13 protein-coding genes are annotated in these 17,125 nt (G+C 72.8%); 6 read left to right on the top strand and 7 right to left on the bottom strand.

Annotated features, from left to right (window positions below; all coding sequences use genetic code 11):
• Positions 1 to 2: 2 nt before the first annotated feature.
• Genes GA0070616_RS02435 through GA0070616_RS02425 form a run of 3 tightly spaced genes read left to right on the top strand, consistent with a single transcriptional unit; the run spans position 3 to position 2,558 of the window.
• A complete protein-coding gene (locus GA0070616_RS02435; RefSeq protein WP_091075546.1) occupies positions 3 to 746 on the top strand; it encodes a thioesterase II family protein in 744 nt (247 codons plus the stop codon).
• Complete coding sequence (locus GA0070616_RS02430; RefSeq protein ID WP_091075544.1) at positions 746 to 1,345, top strand: class I SAM-dependent methyltransferase; 600 nt, start codon at positions 746 to 748, stop codon at positions 1,343 to 1,345. The genes GA0070616_RS02435 and GA0070616_RS02430 overlap by 1 nt, the downstream gene beginning before the upstream one ends.
• A gap of 19 nt (positions 1,346 to 1,364) precedes the next feature.
• The gene (locus GA0070616_RS02425) at positions 1,365 to 2,558 is read left to right on the top strand and encodes an FAD-dependent oxidoreductase (RefSeq protein ID WP_091075541.1); all 1,194 of its coding nucleotides are present in this window, start codon (positions 1,365 to 1,367) and stop codon (positions 2,556 to 2,558) included.
• A gap of 164 nt (positions 2,559 to 2,722) precedes the next feature.
• On the opposite strand, the gene GA0070616_RS02420 is transcribed toward GA0070616_RS02425, so the two are convergent.
• A complete protein-coding gene (locus GA0070616_RS02420) occupies positions 2,723 to 4,300 on the bottom strand; it encodes an MFS transporter (protein WP_091075537.1) in 1,578 nt (525 codons plus the stop codon).
• Positions 4,301 to 4,504: 204 nt separating this feature from the next.
• Between GA0070616_RS02420 and GA0070616_RS02415 the strand changes: the two genes are divergently transcribed.
• A complete protein-coding gene (locus GA0070616_RS02415; protein WP_091075532.1) occupies positions 4,505 to 5,521 on the top strand; it encodes a histidinol-phosphate transaminase in 1,017 nt (338 codons plus the stop codon).
• Positions 5,522 to 5,564: 43 nt separating this feature from the next.
• On the opposite strand, the gene GA0070616_RS02410 is transcribed toward GA0070616_RS02415, so the two are convergent.
• On the bottom strand, positions 5,565 to 6,815 hold the full coding sequence (locus tag GA0070616_RS02410) for an aminotransferase class I/II-fold pyridoxal phosphate-dependent enzyme (protein WP_175439961.1): 1,251 nt from the start codon (positions 6,813 to 6,815) through the stop codon (positions 5,565 to 5,567).
• A 227-nt stretch (positions 6,816 to 7,042) separates the two neighbouring features.
• On the opposite strand from GA0070616_RS02410, the gene GA0070616_RS02405 reads away from it, so the two are divergent.
• Entirely contained in the window at positions 7,043 to 9,490 is a 2,448-nt protein-coding gene (locus GA0070616_RS02405) for a glycoside hydrolase family 3 N-terminal domain-containing protein (protein WP_245712622.1), read from the top strand.
• Positions 9,491 to 9,643: 153 nt separating this feature from the next.
• On the opposite strand, the gene GA0070616_RS02400 is transcribed toward GA0070616_RS02405, so the two are convergent.
• The gene (locus GA0070616_RS02400; protein WP_091075521.1) at positions 9,644 to 11,632 is read right to left on the bottom strand and encodes a hypothetical protein; all 1,989 of its coding nucleotides are present in this window, start codon (positions 11,630 to 11,632) and stop codon (positions 9,644 to 9,646) included.
• Between the two features lie 301 nt (positions 11,633 to 11,933).
• On the opposite strand from GA0070616_RS02400, the gene GA0070616_RS02395 reads away from it, so the two are divergent.
• Complete coding sequence (locus tag GA0070616_RS02395) at positions 11,934 to 12,797, top strand: AfsR/SARP family transcriptional regulator (RefSeq protein ID WP_091075519.1); 864 nt, start codon at positions 11,934 to 11,936, stop codon at positions 12,795 to 12,797.
• Positions 12,798 to 12,866: 69 nt separating this feature from the next.
• Here GA0070616_RS02395 and GA0070616_RS02390 read toward each other — a convergent pair whose 3' ends face one another.
• The 4 genes from GA0070616_RS02390 to GA0070616_RS02375 all read right to left on the bottom strand — a co-directional run bounded on the left by GA0070616_RS02390 (position 12,867) and on the right by GA0070616_RS02375 (position 16,854).
• Complete coding sequence (locus GA0070616_RS02390; RefSeq protein ID WP_091075516.1) at positions 12,867 to 14,423, bottom strand: amino acid adenylation domain-containing protein; 1,557 nt, start codon at positions 14,421 to 14,423, stop codon at positions 12,867 to 12,869.
• 59 nt (positions 14,424 to 14,482) lie between these two features.
• Positions 14,483 to 15,286 carry a phytanoyl-CoA dioxygenase family protein gene (locus GA0070616_RS02385; RefSeq protein ID WP_091075513.1) on the bottom strand — a complete coding sequence of 268 codons (804 nt, stop codon included), beginning with the start codon at positions 15,284 to 15,286 and terminating at the stop codon, positions 14,483 to 14,485.
• Complete coding sequence (locus GA0070616_RS02380; protein WP_091075511.1) at positions 15,273 to 15,464, bottom strand: hypothetical protein; 192 nt, start codon at positions 15,462 to 15,464, stop codon at positions 15,273 to 15,275. Before GA0070616_RS02380 ends, GA0070616_RS02385 begins: the two co-directional genes overlap by 14 nt.
• Positions 15,465 to 15,579: 115 nt before the next feature.
• A complete protein-coding gene (locus GA0070616_RS02375) occupies positions 15,580 to 16,854 on the bottom strand; it encodes a condensation domain-containing protein (protein ID WP_175439960.1) in 1,275 nt (424 codons plus the stop codon).
• Positions 16,855 to 17,125 lie beyond the last annotated feature (271 nt).

The raw sequence follows: 17,125 nt of genomic DNA, 5'->3' as shown, positions 1-17,125 counted from the left end.
CGATGGCCCATACCCTGCTCTTCTGTCTGCCCTACGCCGGCGGGTCGGCGATGCGCATCTACGGCCGCTGGCAGCGGCAGTTGCCGGAGCACGTCGAGGTGGTGCCGGTGGAGATCCCCGGCCGCGGCTCCCGTATCGCCGAGGCTCCGTTGACCAGCGTGGACGCCATCGCCCTCGAGGTGGTGGGCACCCTGCTGGACCGGATCGACCGGCCGTACGCCCTCTTCGGCCACAGCCTCGGTGCGCTCGTCGCCTTCGAACTGGCCCGCAGGCTGGAGCACCTGCACGGCCGCCCGGCGACCCACCTGATGGTCTCCGGTCACCGTGCCCCGCAGCTGCCCCCACCCGTCGCGGGCCAGTACGACTACACGCTGCCCGACTCGGAGTTCAAGGAACGGCTGCGGGAGCTGGCCGGTACGCCGGAGGAGGTGCTCGCCAACGAGGAGCTGCTGGAGCTGGTGGTGCCGATTCTGCGGGCCGACTTCGAGGCGGCGGACACCTACCAGTGGCGGCCGGGCCCCCGGCTGAGCTGCCCGGTCACCGTCTACGGCGGTGCCGACGACCCGGAGGCCCCGCTGGACCTGCTTCCGCCCTGGTCCACCCTCACCACCGGCCCCGGCGACGTCCGCGTTCTGCCCGGGGGGCACTTCTTTCTCAACGACCGGGTGGCCGACGTGTTGAAGGGCATCGCCGGTGACCTCGAACCGGCCGGCCCGTCGATGGCCCCGAACGGAAGGACCCTCTGATGCGGCTGCGGCCCTGGTTCTACAACACCCTCTACCGGTTCAACGTCGCTCCCTGGGACAAGGAGGTCCGCCCCCAGCTCACCGAGCTGGTCGAGTCGGGTCGACTCACTCCCGCCGAGTATCCCGCCGCGCTGGACCTGGGCTGCGGTACCGGTGCGGAGGCCGTCTACCTGGCCCGTCAGGGCTTCGGGCCGGTGCTCGGGGTCGACTTCTCCCCGGTGGCGGTGCGTCGGGCCCGTGCGCGGGCGAGCGCCGCCGGGGTCGCCGACCGCTGCACGTTCACCGAGGCTGACATCACCGCCGGTCCGATCCCCGGCACCCGGGACCAGTACGACCTGATCTGTGACTTCGGGGCGCTCAACGACACCGAGGGGGAGCAGCGGCTGGCGGTGGCACGCGCCATCCACCGGCTCACCCGGCCCGGCTCCGCGGTGCTCGTCTGGTGCTTCCAGGGTGACAAGGAGCAGCTCAAGGGCGGGGCCAAGATGGCACCGATGCTCGCCCCGGCGGAGGAGAAGGAACTCTTCGCCGACGCCTTCGAGCTGGAGTACCTGCCCACCCGTCCGCGCACCCTGATGCTGTTGATGACCCGGCGGTGACCACGTGAGGAGCAACCCGATGGAGCTGACCCGCCCGATCCTCATCGCCGGCGCCGGGGTGGGTGGGCTGACCGCCGCCCTGGCCCTGGCCCGGCACGGCATCCCGGTGCAGGTCTACGAGCGGCGCGAGCTGGACGAGATCGTCACCAACGCCGGCTTCGGGCACACCATCTGGAGCAACGCGACGACCTGTCTGGCGTCGCTCGGGCTGGAGCGGCGCCTGCTGGAGCGAGCCGAGATCCTCAAGGGGTCGGAGAGCCGCAACCCACGCCAGGAGGTCATGTTCCGGATGCGGACCGCCGAGACCATCTCGCCCGGCGGCAGCCCGGCGGTCGGCATCGGTCGGGGCGACCTGATCGAGATGCTCCGGGAGGCCTGCGCCGAGCACGGCGTGCTGCCGAACTACGGGCAGCGGGTCACCGGCTACGAGCTCACCGGTGACGAGGTCGCGCTCAAGCTCGGCGACGGCCGGACCGTGACCGGGAGCGGGCTGGTGGCCGCCGACGGCATCCGCTCCACGATCCTGACCCAGCTGCGCGGGGAACTGCCCACCGTCTACACCGGCCGGTCCACCTACCGCGGCATCGCACCGAGCACCTGCGGCCTCAGCCGGGGCACCGTGCACCTGTTCTCGAACCCGGACAGCCGGATCGGCGGCGGCGCATGGCTGATCGGCGGTGACCGGGTGGTCTGGACGCTCTCCTGTGAACGCGACCCCGGCGGGGAGGACCCGCAGGGCACGGCCGCCCGGGCCCGGGAGCTCGCGGACGCGGTCGGTGGGCCGGCGCCGGAGTTCGTCGGCACCACCCCGCCGGAGACGATCAGCAGGCTGGACGTCTTCTACCACGAGTGGCACGACCGCTGGGGCGAGGGGCCGGTCACCCTGCTCGGTGACGCCGCGCACGCCCTCCCCACCGATCTCGGGCAGGGTGCGTGCATGGCGATCGAGGACGGCACGGTGCTGGCCGACGCCCTGGCGACGGCGGCGGACGTCCCGTCGGGTCTGCGTGAGTACGAACGTCGCCGTCGGGAGCGGGTCTTCTGGATCCGGGAGCGGGTGCTGCGGGTCAACCGGTTCAAGCCGGTGCGCAACAAGGCACTCCGGTGGGCGGTGGGTCAGGTCGCGAAGGTCGTCGTCGCGCGCAGTGCCCCGAAGACGTGGCGGGAGATCCAACGCCCGCCGGAGCTGACCGCCAGGCGCGCCGGGGGTTGACCCCGGCCTCCGGGTGAGGGCCCGACGGATCCCGCGCCGATCCGTCGGGCCGGCCCGTCGCGTCTGGGAGATCCGGACGGTGCACGGGCCGGTGGGCGACGGAGCTGACCGCCGTGCGGAAAGGGCTCGCGGCGGGCTCGCGACGGCGTCGCCCCGCCGTCGGGTCAGCGGCTCTGCGCCGCACCGACCGGCTGGGCGTCCGATTCCTGCTGACCGCTGGTCCGGGGTTCCCGGATCAACACGGCCACCGCCGCCGCGACCAGGGCCGCGATTCCCGCCGCGGTCAGCCCCCAGCCGATGCCGGTGGTCAACGCCCGGTCCACCAGCGCCGTCACGGCCGGGCTCGCCCCCGCCGCCGAGTCGCCGTCCTCGGCGAAGAGCCGTCGGGCCAGCTCCGCGGAGTCCTCCCGGGACAGCCCCACCGACCCGGCCCCGTCAGCCACCACCCGGCGGAATCCGTTGGTGACCAACGCCCCGAGCACGGCGATACCGACCAGCGCACCCACCTGCTGACCGGTCTCCCCGGTCGCCGAGGCCAGCCCGGCCCGGTCGGCCCGGACGCTGCCCAACAGTGCGCTGTTCACCGGCGGGATGACCAGACCGATCCCCGCGCCGAAGATCACCAGCAGGGGCCACCAGCTCCCGTACGGCGAGTCGGTCTCCACCCGGGCCAGCAGCAGTAGCGCGACCCCCATGAGCGTCGCACCACCGAGCACCGGGACCCGTGAGCCGACCCGCCCGGCGAGCAGCCCGGCCAGCGGCGAGGCGACCATCACCGCGCCCATCGCCGGCAGGAACCGCACCCCCGCCTCGGCGGCCGAGTACTCCTGGGCCTGTTGCAGGAAGAGACTGACCAGGAAGAACGACGCGTACATGCCGAACGCCGTCAGCGCGATCACCACGGTGCTCGCGGAGAAGGTGACCGAGCGGAACAGATCCAGGTGCAGCATCGGATGCGCCACCCGCCGCTCCACCGCGAGCAGGGCGACGAACGCGAGCAGCGAGAGCACCAGCAGACCGACGATGACCGGCGAGGTCCACCCGAAACGACTCCCCTCGACCAGGGCGAAGGTGAGCGTGCCGAGCCAGAGCACGGCGAGCACCTGACCCGGCAGGTCGACAACCCGACGCAACCGCCCCTGCGGTCGGGCCGCGGTGCCGTCCCGACCGATCAGGACCCGCGCGCCGAGCAGCAGCGCCACCCCACCCACCGGCAGGTTGATCAGGAACACCGACCGCCAGCCCCAGGTGTCGGCGAGTAGCCCGCCGAGGACCGGTCCGAGCAACAGCGCCAACGCCGAGACTCCGGACCAGATGCCGAACGCCCTGGCCCGCTCCTTCGGGGTGGGGAAGGTGTGCGACAGGATCGCCAACGTCTGCGGGGTGACCAGCGCCGCCCCGAGGCCCTGCACGATCCGCCCGGCCACCAGCACGGGCAGCTCCGGGGCGTACGCGCAGATCGCCGAGCCGACGGTGAAGACCGCCAGGCCGGCGAGGAACATCGGGGCCCGGCCGAGCCGGTCACCGAGGCTTCCCGAGGTCAGCAGCAGGGCGGCGAAGACCAGCACGTACCCGTCGGCGATCCACACCAGCCCGGTCAGGTCGGCGTTCAGGTCCGCCCGCATCGCCGGCAGGGTCAGGCTGATCGCGGTGCTGTCCAGCAACGCCATGAACAGGGCGAGGCAGACCACCACCAGGACGGTGGTTCTGGCCGGCGCGCGCCGAGCCTCCGAGGTGGTCACGGTGACTCCTGTCGTCGGGTACGAGGTCGGCGGGCGTCGGCCCCGTCCGGCGATGCTGGCAGGGGCGCGGGTCCGGTTGAACCCGATTGCGACGGCGCCGATCGGACTGCCTGACCGGGCAGTGCCGGGTGCCCCTCGTGGCCGCGCCGTACAGTCGATTCGTCCCGGTGCCCGGCGGCATAGCGTCGCCCGGGAGGAGGCGACATGTCCGAACAGCAGATCCACCGGGCCGCCGCGAACGAGAGCCCGGATCCGCCGCCGCGTGCGGTCCTCGGGGCGATCGCCGAAGCGTCGGGCCGGGTCAACCGCTACCCCGAGGTGTATCCGACGGCCCTGGTGGAGGCGATCGCCGCCCATCACGACGTGCCGGTCGACCACGTGGCCGTGGGGGCCGGCGGGGCGGGCCTGATCCAGCAGATGCTGCACCTGGTCAACCGTGGCCGCGGGTGGGGCCGGCGGGAGGTGCTGTTCGCCTGGCGGTCCTTCGAGGGGTACCCGCTGATCGCCGAGGGGATGGGCGTGCCGGTGCGGCGGATCCCACTGCGCGGAGCCGACCACGACCTGCCCGCGATGGCCTCGGCGGTCCGCCGGCGCACCAAGATGATCTTCCTGTGCAGCCCGAACAACCCCACCGGTACGGCGATCCGTCAGGACGACCTGGACCGGTTCCTCGACCGGGTGCCCCGCCGGGTCTTCGTGGTCCTCGACGAGGTGTACCGGGACTTCGCCACCGACCCGGAGACCGCCGACGGTCTGCGTACCTATCCCCGGCACCCGAACCTGGTGGTGCTGCGCAGCTTCTCGAAGGCGTACGGGCTGGCCGGTCTGCGGGTCGGCTACGCGATCGGGCAGCCTGGTCCGATCGCCGGGCTGCGCGCGGTGACCATGCCGTTCGTGGTTCCGGAGACCGCACAGGCCGCCGCCATCGCGGCGCTCGCCTCGGCGCCGGAGTACGCGACCCGCCGCGCGGCGGTCACCGCCGAGCGTGGGCGGGTGGTCGACGGCCTGCGGGCGGTGGGGATCCCCGTACCGCCGAGCGAGGGCAACTTCGTCTGGCTGCCGCTCGGCACCCGCACCGGTGACTTCGAGGCCGCCTGCCGGGCCGAAGGGCTCCAGGTGCACGCCTTCTCGGGCGAGGGCGTCCGGGTCACCGTCGGCCTGCCGGAGAGCAACGACATCCTGCTGAAAGTGGCGGCCTCCCGGGCCTGGTCGGGCGTCTGACGCGTGGGCCGGCGGCACGCAGGCCCCCGCGTCGCACCGTCGGTCAGGCACCGTCCGGCATGTCCACCACCGCCAGTTTGCGGGCGACGACCGTGAAGGCGTCGACGACCCGTTCCAGATGCTCCTCGGTGTGCGTCGCCATGACGCTGACCCGCAGCTGGGACTGTCCTTTCGGCACCGCCGGGTAGAGCGCCACGTTGACGTAGATCCCGTGGTCGTAGAGCACCTTCCACATCCGGGCGGCGGTGAGGTCGTCCGGGGCGGGCACCCGCAGGATCGGCGTCTGCACCTGTGTCCCGGCGGCGGCCAGCGACACCGCCGGCACGGCGAAGCCCAGGTCGGCGAGGGCGGTGCGCAGCCGCGCCGCGTTCGCCTCGAGGTGTTGCCGCCGCTCGTCGCCCTCGGCGGACTGCGCGATCCGTATCCCGGTGAGGGCCGCGCCGATTCCGCTCGGCGGGGCCGCCGCGGTGAACATGAACGACCGTGCCTGGACCCGGAGGAAGTCGATGACGTCGGCCGGGCCGGTCACGAAACCGCCGCTGCCGCCGAGCGCCTTCGAGAAGGTGCCCATCCGCAGGTCGACCGCGTCGGCCAGGCAGGCCAGGGCCGCCACCCCCTGCCCGGTGGGACCGAGCACCCCCGTCGCGTGTGCCTCGTCCGCGAGCAGGCGGGCGCCGTAGCGGCGGGACAGGGTGGTGACGCCGACGATGTCGGACAGGTCGCCCTGCATCGAGTAGACGGTGTCGACGACGACCAGGGTTCCCCCGTCCGAGTCGGCGGCCCGCCGCAGCAACGCCTCCAGGCGGTCCATCCGGTTGTGCCGGAACGGCAGCAGCCGGCCACGGGCCAGTCCGGCACCGTCCAGGATGGAGGCGTGGTCACCGGCGTCGCAGACGGCGACGTCCTGCGGACCGACCAGGGCGCCGATCACCCCCAGGTTGGTGCTGTAACCGCTGCTGAAGACGAGCGCGTCCTCCTCGCCGAACCAGTCGGCGACCGCTGCCTCGACCTCCAGGTGCAGGGCGGTGGTGCCGTTCATCAACCGGGAGCCGTTGATCGAGGTGCCGTAACGTTGGGTTGCCAGGTGGGCGGCCTCGGTCAGCCGTGGGTCCCCGGACAGCCCGAGGTAGTTGCTGGAGCCCAGGTTGACGCGAGGAGCGCCGCCGATCATGGTCACGGCGCAGGGGGGTCCCTGCACGGTCCGGAAGTACGGCAGCAGGTTGCGCAGTTCCAGCTCCTGGCGTAACGCGTACGCCTCGTAGCTCTGCACCTTGGCGAAGAGATCTTTGCTCATATCCGCCATGTCACACCGGAACAGCCGGTTTTCCGATCCCCGGTCGACTCCGCAGTCGGCCACCCCACCCGAGTATCCCCCTCGCGCCATTCGACGCTGCGGCGGCCCGGTTCGCGGCTCCCGGAGATTGTGTCGTGGGAGCGCTCCCGGATATGGTGAGGTGTCGATACCTGCACGGCGAGATGGGCGCCGGACGTGCGGGGCTTCCGCCGTCGAAAGGACGTACCGTGCGTACCCGTCTGTCCGCTGTCCTGTGTGCCGCCCTGGTCGCGGCCCTGGCTCATGTGCCGGCGGCGCACGCCGCCGTGCCGCCCTACCAGGACCCGGCACTGCCCGTCGTCGCACGTGTCACCGACCTGCTGTCCCGGATGACGCTGGACGACAAGCTCGGCCAGATGACGCAGGCGGAACGGGCCTCGGTCACCGCCACCGAGATGACCACCTACCGCCTCGGATCGGTGCTCTCCGGCGGCGGTTCCGCGCCCACGCCGAACACCGCTGCCGGCTGGGCCGACATGTACGACGGTCTCCAGCGCGGCGCGCGTGCCACGCCGCTGGCCATCCCGATGCTCTACGGCTCCGACGCCGTGCACGGGCACAACAACCTGGTCGGTGCGACGATCTTCCCGCACAACATCGGCCTGGGCGCCACCCGCGACCCGGCGCTCGTCGAGCAGATCGGGCGGGCCACGGCCGAGGAGGTGACCGCCACCGGGGTCGACTGGACCTTCGCGCCGTGCGTGTGCGTCGCACGCGACGACCGGTGGGGCCGCACCTACGAGTCGTTCGGGGAGCGGCCGGAGCTGGCCTCGGACATGACGACCGTCGTCACCGGCCTCCAGGGCACGACGCCCGGTGGGCCGGCGTCGGTGCTGGCCACCGCGAAACACTACGTCGGTGACGGCGGTACGACCGGCGGCGACGACCAGGGCGACACGGCCCTCACCGAGGCCCAGTTGCGGGCCGTGCACCTGCCGCCCTTCCGGGCCGCCGTGGAGCGCGGCGTCGGCTCGGTCATGGTCTCGTACAACAGCTGGAACGGGCAGAAGCTGCACGGGCACCGCTACCTGATCACCGACGTGCTCAAGGGAGAGCTGGGCTTCTCCGGCTTCGTCGTCTCCGACTGGAACGGCATCGACCAGATCGACGGTGCGCCCGGCTTCACCGGTGACGAGGTCGCCCGGGCCGTGAACGCCGGCATCGACATGGTGATGGTGCCGACGGAGTGGAAGCGGTTCATCACCCTCCTGCGCGGTGAGGTGCAGGCGGGTCGGGTGTCGATGGCCCGGATCGACGACGCGAACCGGCGCATCCTCACCAAGAAGATCGAGTTCGGCCTCTTCGAGCGTCCCCTGGCCGACCGGTCCTACGCGGCCACCGTCGGCAGTGCCGAGCACCGGGCGCTGGCCCGGCGGGCGGTGGCCGAATCACAGGTCCTGCTCAAGAACCAGGGCGACGTGCTGCCGCTCGCCCCGACCGGGAAGATCTTCGTCGCCGGACGCAACGCCGACGACATCGGCAACCAGAGCGGCGGTTGGACGATCAGCTGGCAGGGCGACAGCGGGCCGATCACCCCGGGCACCACGGTCCTGCGCGGCATCCGCGACGCCGTCGGCTCGGCCGGTACCGTCACCTACAGCCGGGACGGCACCGGAATCGACCCGTCGTACAAGGTGGCGATCGCGGTCGTCGGCGAGACGCCGTACGCCGAAGGGCAGGGTGACCGGCCCGACGGGCTCGCGCTCGACCCGGCCGACCTGCGCACCGTCGACACCCTGCGGGCGGCCGGCGTTCCGGTGGTGGTCGTCCTGGTGTCCGGTCGGCCGCTCGACGTCGCGGCCCAGCTTCCCGGTTGGGACGCCCTGCTCGCGGCCTGGCTGCCCGGCACCGAGGGCGCCGGTGTGGCCGACGTGCTCTTCGGCCGGCACCACCCCACCGGGAAGCTCCCGGTGAGCTGGCCGGCGACCGCGACCCAGCAGCCGGTCAACGACGGCGACGGCAGGACGCCGCTGTTCCCGTACGGCTTCGGCCTGACCTACGCCACCACCGAACCCAGCCCGCCCACCGTGCCCGGCACCCCGGTCGCTGCCGACGTGACGGCCACCGGGATGACGTTGAGCTGGGCCGCGTCGACCGACGACGAGGGTGTCACCGGCTACGAGGTGTACCGGGAGAACGGCGCGACGGACGTGCTCGTCGGGCGGCCCACGACCAACGCCCTGACCGTGACCGGCCTGACCCCCGGCACCGAGTACTCCTTCCACGTCGTGGCGCGGGACGCGGACGGCAACCGCTCCGCGCCGTCGGCTCCGGTCACGGTCACCACCGCCGAGGACGACGGTGGGCCCGGCGACGGACGATGCCGGGTCAGCTACGCGACCAACGACTGGAGCACCGGCTTCACCGCCACGATCACGATCACGAACACCGGTACGACGGCGCTGTCCGGCTGGCGGCTGGGGTTCACCTTCCCGACGGCCGACCAGCGCGTGGTCCAGGGCTGGTCGGCGCGGTGGTCCCAGAGCGGCACGCAGGTGACCGCCGTCAACGAGACGTGGAACGGCGCGCTGCCGGCGGGCGCCTCGGTCGGCATCGGCTTCAACGGCACCCACGGCGGTGCCAACCCCCGCCCGTCGGGCTTCACGCTCGACGGAGCGCCCTGCACGACTGCCTGAACACCGCGGCTGGTCCCACCACTGAACCGGTGGGACCAGCCGCGCCCGGCACCGCGGGTGGTCCGCGACCGACCCGGTCGACGGACGTGGTCCGCGACCGACCCGGTTCGACGGGGGCCGGCGAGTGCCTGGGGTCGGCTCGGCGCTACGGCGCTACGGCGTTGCGGTGCAGGGCGACCCCGCGCAGGTGTCGACGAGTTCTCCGGTGGCCAGGAACTGGGCGATCATGGCCCGGATCGCCGGTGAGTTGGCGGGGTGGCCGTGGGGGTCCTGGCCGGCGCGGGGCGGGACGTTGCCCGCCGGCGGTGCGGGCGAACCGCTGTCCACCACCACCAGCGCGCTGCCGGCGTAGGGCAGGGTGGGTGCGGCCGGGATGCCCCAGAACGGCACCGCGTCCGCGCTGCGCCCGGCGGCCAGGGCCGGGGTACGCAGTCGCGCGCCGATGCTGCGCGCCATGACCTCCGTCGCCACGTTGGCCACCTGGTGGTCACCGAACGCCTCGACGAGGAGCACCCGCTTCGCCGGAGTGTTCGGCAGCGGGTCACGGGTCAGGTGGGCGAGGTAGCCGTTCGCCTCTCCCCGGTCCCAGAGCAGCTGCGCGAGCCCGAGGACGAGCTGTCGATCGAGCGGATCGGGGTACGCGGTGCCGAAGACCGGAAGGAACTGGTCGAAGTTCACGCTGCGGTCCAGCAGGGTGGAGTAGTTGGCCCCGGGTACGCCCAGGGAGCAGCGGGTGAGGTCGGTGGCGACGGCGCAGAGTGCCCCACCCAGGATGCCTCCCTGGCTGTTGCCGAGGTAAACGAGGTGACCGGAGCCGGCGCGGAACAGCGGGCCGCTGTCGCGGAACGCGGAGCGGGTGCTGAGGCCGCCCCAGGAGTGGGTGAGCGCTCGGCCGAGGAACAGGAAGTTCAGGAAGCCCTGCTGGGTACGGTCCGGAATCGACGGGAACTGCGAGAAGTCGCCGAGCGCGTAGATGACGTTGGGTACGTCCTCGGTGGCCATGCCGATCCAGGCGGTGGCGCAGAGCATGGTGTTCGACTCGTTCGCGTACTGCCGCAGCCGGGTCTGGTCGATCTCGCGCGGGGAGCCGAGCAGGCCGTGCCCGTAGAGCGCCGGTCGGGCCGGCGTCGCGGCGCTCGCGGAGCGGGGGATGTTGCAGTGGAACTTCGCCAGCTGCGTGTTGACGCCCTCCTGCTCTGGCAGCCCGTCGTCCCCGGTGTTCAGCCAGGAGCCGGGCGGACCGAGCGGGTTGTTCAGGTAGCTGGGCACCAGTACGGTTCCTTCGACCTGCCGCCGGATGTACGGGTCGTCCTCGGCGGGCCGGTTGGTGACCGCGTCGATGGTGACCGCCGGAGCGAAGATGCCGAGTCTGCGGAACGCCTCGTCGCGCATGTGGGTGATCCGCCCGGTCAGCCCGCGTCGGCTGGCGACGGTGAAGTCCCACGCGAGGTGCAGCTCGCTGGTGTCGATGCCGGCTGTGGCGAGGGAACCGAGCGCGCGTTGTGCGTACTCCCAGTGGCGACGCAGCGCCGGGTCGGCCGGGGGCGTGGGGGAGCGCAGGACCGCGAAGGTCTTCGAGGCGGCGACCGGGGCGCCGGCGGCGGTGCGCAGGCGGCGCAGCCCGACGGCGTACCGGGTGTTCTCGTCCAGGTTGCGGGCAGGTCGGATGATGAGTGCCTGCCGGTCGGGCCGGTCGGCGGCGGTGGCGTCCAGTTCGGCCCAGTACGGTTGCCGCGTACCGGTGCGGGTGTCGATCAGCACGATCGGGGCGTCGGCGGCGAGCGAGCGGCCGATGTCGGTGGCCGGCGCGAGTCCGGTCGCCGCGGCGTCGAGCCCCGGGACGTGGGCGAGCAGCGCGGAGCCGGGGGAGAACCCGTCGCTGCGGTTCCACTCCCAGGGGTTGATCCGGGTACCGAGGATGTTCGCCGGCATGTGGGCCCGGTCGAGGTTGAGCCGGATGCCGGTGTCGGTGTGCGGGTCGGCGACGGTGTGCACGTCGCTGGGGAAGGGCAGCAGGCAGCCGGCCGGATCGCAGCCGGCCGGTCCGGCAGCGTGGGCGGGCGGGGCGGCGACGGTCGCCGCGGCGAGCAGGAGCACCAGGGGTGTCAGCCGGGCCAGGCGACGCGGGGGGCGGGAGAACATGGGAACCTCCGGGACGGACGGGGTTACCGGTAGGTACCTGTCATGAGACACCTGATAGAGACAGGCGTCAATGGCTGGCGGGGGCGGTCGCCCGGGCGGGCGAGTGGCAGGCGGCCGGGTACCGGCTACGGACCCGACGCTCACCAAACCCCTCAGCTCAGGACAACTGCGGACTATAGGGGTGGTTAGGGGTTCCTCCCGGCCCTTGGCCGAATGATCTACTTTTTCCGCAGGTCGCACGCCGAACGCCACGCCAGCTACCGGTGCACCTGCGCACACCGGGGTTGACGGAGGAGGAACCGTGACGACTGCGGAGCCAGCCATCGTCGTGCGTACCCTCGGTGGGTTCGCCTTCAGCGCCGGCGGCCACGAGATCGACCGCTGGCGGGCCGGCAAGGCCCGGGTCCTGTTGCAGTTCATGCTGCTCAACCGGGGTCGGGTCCTGTCCCGGGAGACCCTGTACGAGGCACTGTGGCCGGACGCGCCCTGGTCGCGCACCTCGAGTTCGCTAAAGGTGGCCGTGCACATGCTGCGCGCCGCGCTGACGAGCCAGAACGAGCGCGCCGTCGGGGCGGGCGGCCCGGCGGGGGAGCGTGCGTCGCTGCGGCTGGTCACCCACCAGCTCGGGTACGCCCTGGAGGCCGAGGGTGGCGTGTGGGTCGACTTCGAGGTCTTCGACGACCTGATCGACCGGGCGCGTGCGGCGGAGGCACAGGGGGACGGCGCACAGGCCGTCCGGCTGTGCGCGTCGGCGATGGAGATCTACCGGGGCGACTTCCTCCCCGGGGTGGATCTGGACTGGGCCGAGGTGCACCGGATGTGGCTGCGCAGCAGGAGTCTCCTCGCGCTGGAGCGGCTGATCGCAGCGAACCTGGCCAGCGGTGACCACCTGACCGTGGTCGACCGGTGTCGGGAGATGCTCCAGATCGAGCCGTACCGGGAGGAGACCTACCGGATCCTGATCGCCGTGCACGGCCACCTGGGACACCTGTCCCAGGCCCAGCGGTGGTACGAGATCTGCTCCACCAGGTTGCGCAGGGAGCTCAACGTCGACGTGGACGAGTCGACGAACCGCCTGCACCGGCAGGCGATCCGGGGCGAGCTCTGCCGGGTCGGGCTCGATATCGTAGCCGTGCTGCGGGGCAGGATCCCGGTCGGCATCTGAGCGCCGCCATCGCCCACGGCGGGGGCGCCGGTCATCCGGCGGGTCAGCGGTGACCCCCCGGCCGGTCGGTCACCGCTGGGCCAGCCTCCGACGGTCGACCTTGCCGTTCGGGGTCAGCGGGATCTCGTCGAGCACGGCGATCTCGGCGGGCACCATGAAGGACGGCAGCCGCCGCGCGACGTGTTCGCGCAGCCGGGCAGCCTGCGGCGCCTGCCCGGCAACGGGCGTGACGTAGCCGACCAGGGCGGCGCCCCCGGGGCCGGCACGGAGCACCACGGCAGCTTGGGCGACCGTCCCGTGCGCCGTCAGCGCCGCCTCCACCTCGCCGATCTCGACCCGGTAGCCCTGCACCTTCACCTGCTCGTCGACCCGCCCGGCGTAGACGAGTTGACTGTCCGCCGTCCAGCGCGCGAGGTCGCCGGTGCGGTACATCCGTTCCCCGGTGGCGAAGGGGCAGGCCACGAAGCGTTCCGCGGTCAGTGCCGGCCTGCCGGCGTACCCCCGGGCCAGCCCCGCCCCGGCGACGTACACCTCGCCGATCGCGCCCGGTGGCACCGGATCCAGGCGTTCGTCGAGCACGTGGATCCGGGTGTTGGCGATGGGATGGCCGATCGGCACCGGGCCGCCGGGAAGGTGGTCACCCGGCGCGATCCGGTACTCCATGCAACCGACCGTCGTCTCGGTCGGGCCGTACTCGTTGATGATCGTCGCCGTCGGGTGCCGCCGGCGCCAGTCGGCCAGTGCGTCGCCGAGCAGCTCCTCGCCCCCGACCACCAGCTCCCCGCTCGGGGAGAACTCAGGGGGCAACGCCGCCAGCATCGGGACGAATCCCGGCGTGGCCTTGAGGAACGTGCTGGGGGACCGGCGCAGGGCGGACCGAGCGGGCGGACCGCCCCGGACACCCGTCAGATGGATCCGGCCCCCGGTGAGCAGGGGCGCGAACAGGGCCGTCACCGTCAGGTCGAAGGTGACCGGGGAGTGCAGGACGGTGGCGCCGGCGCAGGACGGGTAGGCCCGGGTGGCCCAGGTCAGGTAGTTGACCACCGACCGGTGGCAGACCACCACGCCCTTGGGGCGGCCCGTCGACCCCGAGGTGTAGATGAGGTACGCCGGGTGCAGCGGGGAGAGCGCCCGGATCCGCTCGGCGTCGGTGACAGCGGCGGGGCTCCACCCGGCCAGCTCCGCCGCGACCTCCGGGCGGTCAAGCACGACGGTGGGGATGTCGGCGGACGGCAGGTCGGCGGCGATCGAGTCGAGGGTGAGGCGGACGGCGGCCCGCGCGTCGTCGAGCATGAGTTGGATCCGGTGCTGCGGATAGCCGGGGTCGACCGGCAGGTAGGCCGCCCCCGACTTGAGCACGGCCAGCGCGGCGACCAGGAACGGCACCGACCCGGGCAGGACCAGGGCCACCACGTCCTCGGGCCCGACACCCAGCCCGATCAACCGGCGGGCGAGCTGGTTGGCGCGCGCGTCCAGCTCCTGGTAGGTCAGTTCCTCGACGCCGGACACGACCGCCACCGCGTCCGGGGTGCGCCCGGCCTGGTCGGCGAGCAGCGCCGTCAGCGGAACCTGCGCGAACGGCTCCTGCGTCGAGTTCCAGGCCGACGGCTCTGCCACCGTGGTCACAGGGGTCCTCCTCGGGTCGGGACCGCGAACCGGCTTCGCGGAGCACGGTCCGCCGGGCCCTAGGCGGGTGCGAGAGACTCGGCGCCACGCGGCGTCAACGCGACGGCCCGGCGGCTGGCCAGGAACTCCGGTCGCGGGTCGGCCACCTCGGCCAGCGCGTTGTCCACACTGTTGTAGGTGGTGAGCACGATGGTCCGGTTGCGCGGCGACATGTTCGGCGCCGAGCCGTGCAGGATCTTGCTGTGGAAGATCAGGACCGAGCCGGCGGGCCCCTTGGGTGCGACGATCCCCCGACCGTCGACCGCGTCGGCCAGCGTGTCGGCCCGCACCTGGTACTTGAGCGATGAGGTCAGTGTGCTCGCCCACCCCTCCGTGTCGGGCTGGCGGCTCACCTCGCACAGGTCGCCGTGGTGGGAGCCGGGCACCAGCATCAGCGGGCCGTTGAACTCGTCGACGTCGTCGAGGAAGAGCCCGATGGTCAGCGCCCGGGGCTCGGGCATGCCGTCCTCCTCGTGCCAGAAGAGGAAGTCCTGGTGCCACTCCCAGACGTCACCGACGAGCGCCAGCTTGGCGTTGATCTTGAACTGGTGCACGTAGACGTCGCTGTCGAGCAGCTGCCGCGCCGGCTCCACCATCCGGGCCTGGTGCACCAGGGCGGCGAAGACCGGGTTCGACTCGTGGACGCCGTGCACGCCCCGCACCACGCCGCTGCCCGCCTCACGGATCAGCGCCGGCGACTCCACGCCGAACACGGCGGGCAGTTCGGCCCGCATGAGCGCGACCTCGTCGGCGGAGAAGTACGCCGGTAGCAGCAGGAAACCGTCGCGCTCGTACGCCTCGACCTGGTCGTCAGTCAGTTTCATCGGAACCGGCCCTCTCCCCGCGGCCCGCCGCGTCCTGCCCGACGGGGCCGTTCCGATCCGTCGCCGCCGTCGCCTCGTCGTCCTCGTCGTCGTCCAGCGCGTCGAGCGACTCCAGGTACAGCTCCCGGACCTTGGCCAGCTCCGCTTCGTCGAGGAAACGGGAAAACGAACTCGGCATGGCTGACACCTCCGGGGGCAAGCTAGCCGGGGGCGGTTATCCCGAGGTTATGGGCACCGGACCGGCCGGCGGTCCGCCGGACGAGGACGCCGCGCCGGCCGCTGGGCGTCGTCGGTCACGCCGGGCGGCAGGCGCGCACCAGGTCGGCGAGGTCCGTGGCGAACGCGGCGACCGTCCCGGGTTGCCAACGGTCGGCGGGCACCAGTAGTTCCGGTGACCGGGCGAGACCGGCCGGGACGCTGAGCGTGAGATCGTGCCGGGTGCGCAACCCCACCCGGGGCAGCGGCTCGATCTCCAGCCCGGCCAGGCGGTGGCGACCCAGCGGGACGTTGAACTCCTCGAACGACAGGTTGGTCAGCGGGTCCTCGTCGCCGGGGGGCACCCGCAGCGCCCGGGTGACCTCCCGGTACGGCACGTCCAGGTGGCGCAGCGCCTCCAGCGTCGCCGCCCGGCCGGCGGTGGCCGCCTCCCGGGCCGGCAGGGCCGGATCGACCCGGACATGCACCGGCACCACCTCGATCATGCAGCCCATCAGGGCCGCGGTGCGCGGGTCGGCGCGGTGCGCCACCGGTGCCGCCAGGACCACCTCGCCGACGCCGGTGCCCCGGGCGACCCCCAGCGCGAACAACCCGGCCAGCCCCATGTACGTGGTGACGCCGAGCCCGCGACACGCCTGCCGGAAGGTCTCGCACTCGGCCGCCGAGAGCGGCACCGGCACCAGCGCCGCCCGACGTCCGGCCGGGCCGGCGGTCAACCCCGGCGGGGACCAGCGGCGGGGCGCGTCGACGAGCCGGGCGGCGGCCCGGTCGACCCGGTCGCTCTGTCGGGCGTCCCGTTCCCTGCGCAGCTTGTCGGCGATCCATTCGCCGTAGCGCAGCCCCGGGTCGGGCAGGGCCGGCCGGATCCCCCGCGTACGGGCCAGGTAGCAGGCCAGCAGCGTACGCAGGAACACCCCGTGCGACCAGCCGTCGGTGACGAGGTGGTGGGTCACCACGATCAGGATGTGCTCCGCCGGTCCGGTGCGCACCAGGCGTACCCGCCACAGTGGGCCCGACCCGAGGTCGAACGGTTCGCTGCTGTCCAACCCGACGAGCCGTTCGACGGGGGTGTCGGGCCGGGCCGACCGTCGGTAGGACCAGTCGACCCGGTCGACGTCGAAGACCTGCGTCGGGACGCCGTCGGCGGTGGTCTCGATCCGGCACCGTAACGCCTCGTGGTGCCGCTGGACGTCCGCCAGCGCCGCCCGCAGCGCGTCGGCGTCGAGGTCTCCGACGATCCGCGACACGGCGGTGTCGTGGTAACCGGACTCTCCCGGTTCGAGCTGCTCCGCGAGCCAGATGCCCTGCTGGGTGGCGGTCAGCGCGAGCGCCGACGAGGGAACGGACCCCACCGGGGGCGCGGGAACGGTTGGACCGGTACTCGACACAGCCACTCACCTCGAAGTCGATGTGCGCCGGCCCGGCGGGCCTGGCGGTGGACGGCGGACCACGGGTCCGAGCCGGTCCCGCCACCCCCGTCGCGGCGGGCGGTTCCACGGCTCGAAGGGCGCCACCATACCGCCGTGCGGCACCGCCGAGAACGCGCTCGGGCGGGCGGGCGGGGCCGACGATCCCGGCGTAACCGGACGATAACCAGCGCCTCCTACCCTGCGCGGGACGCCC

It is taken from the genome of Micromonospora nigra (genome assembly GCF_900091585.1).
GTDB lineage: Bacteria > Actinomycetota > Actinomycetes > Mycobacteriales > Micromonosporaceae > Micromonospora > Micromonospora nigra.
This window is presented reverse-complemented; position numbering and strand designations above follow the sequence as displayed.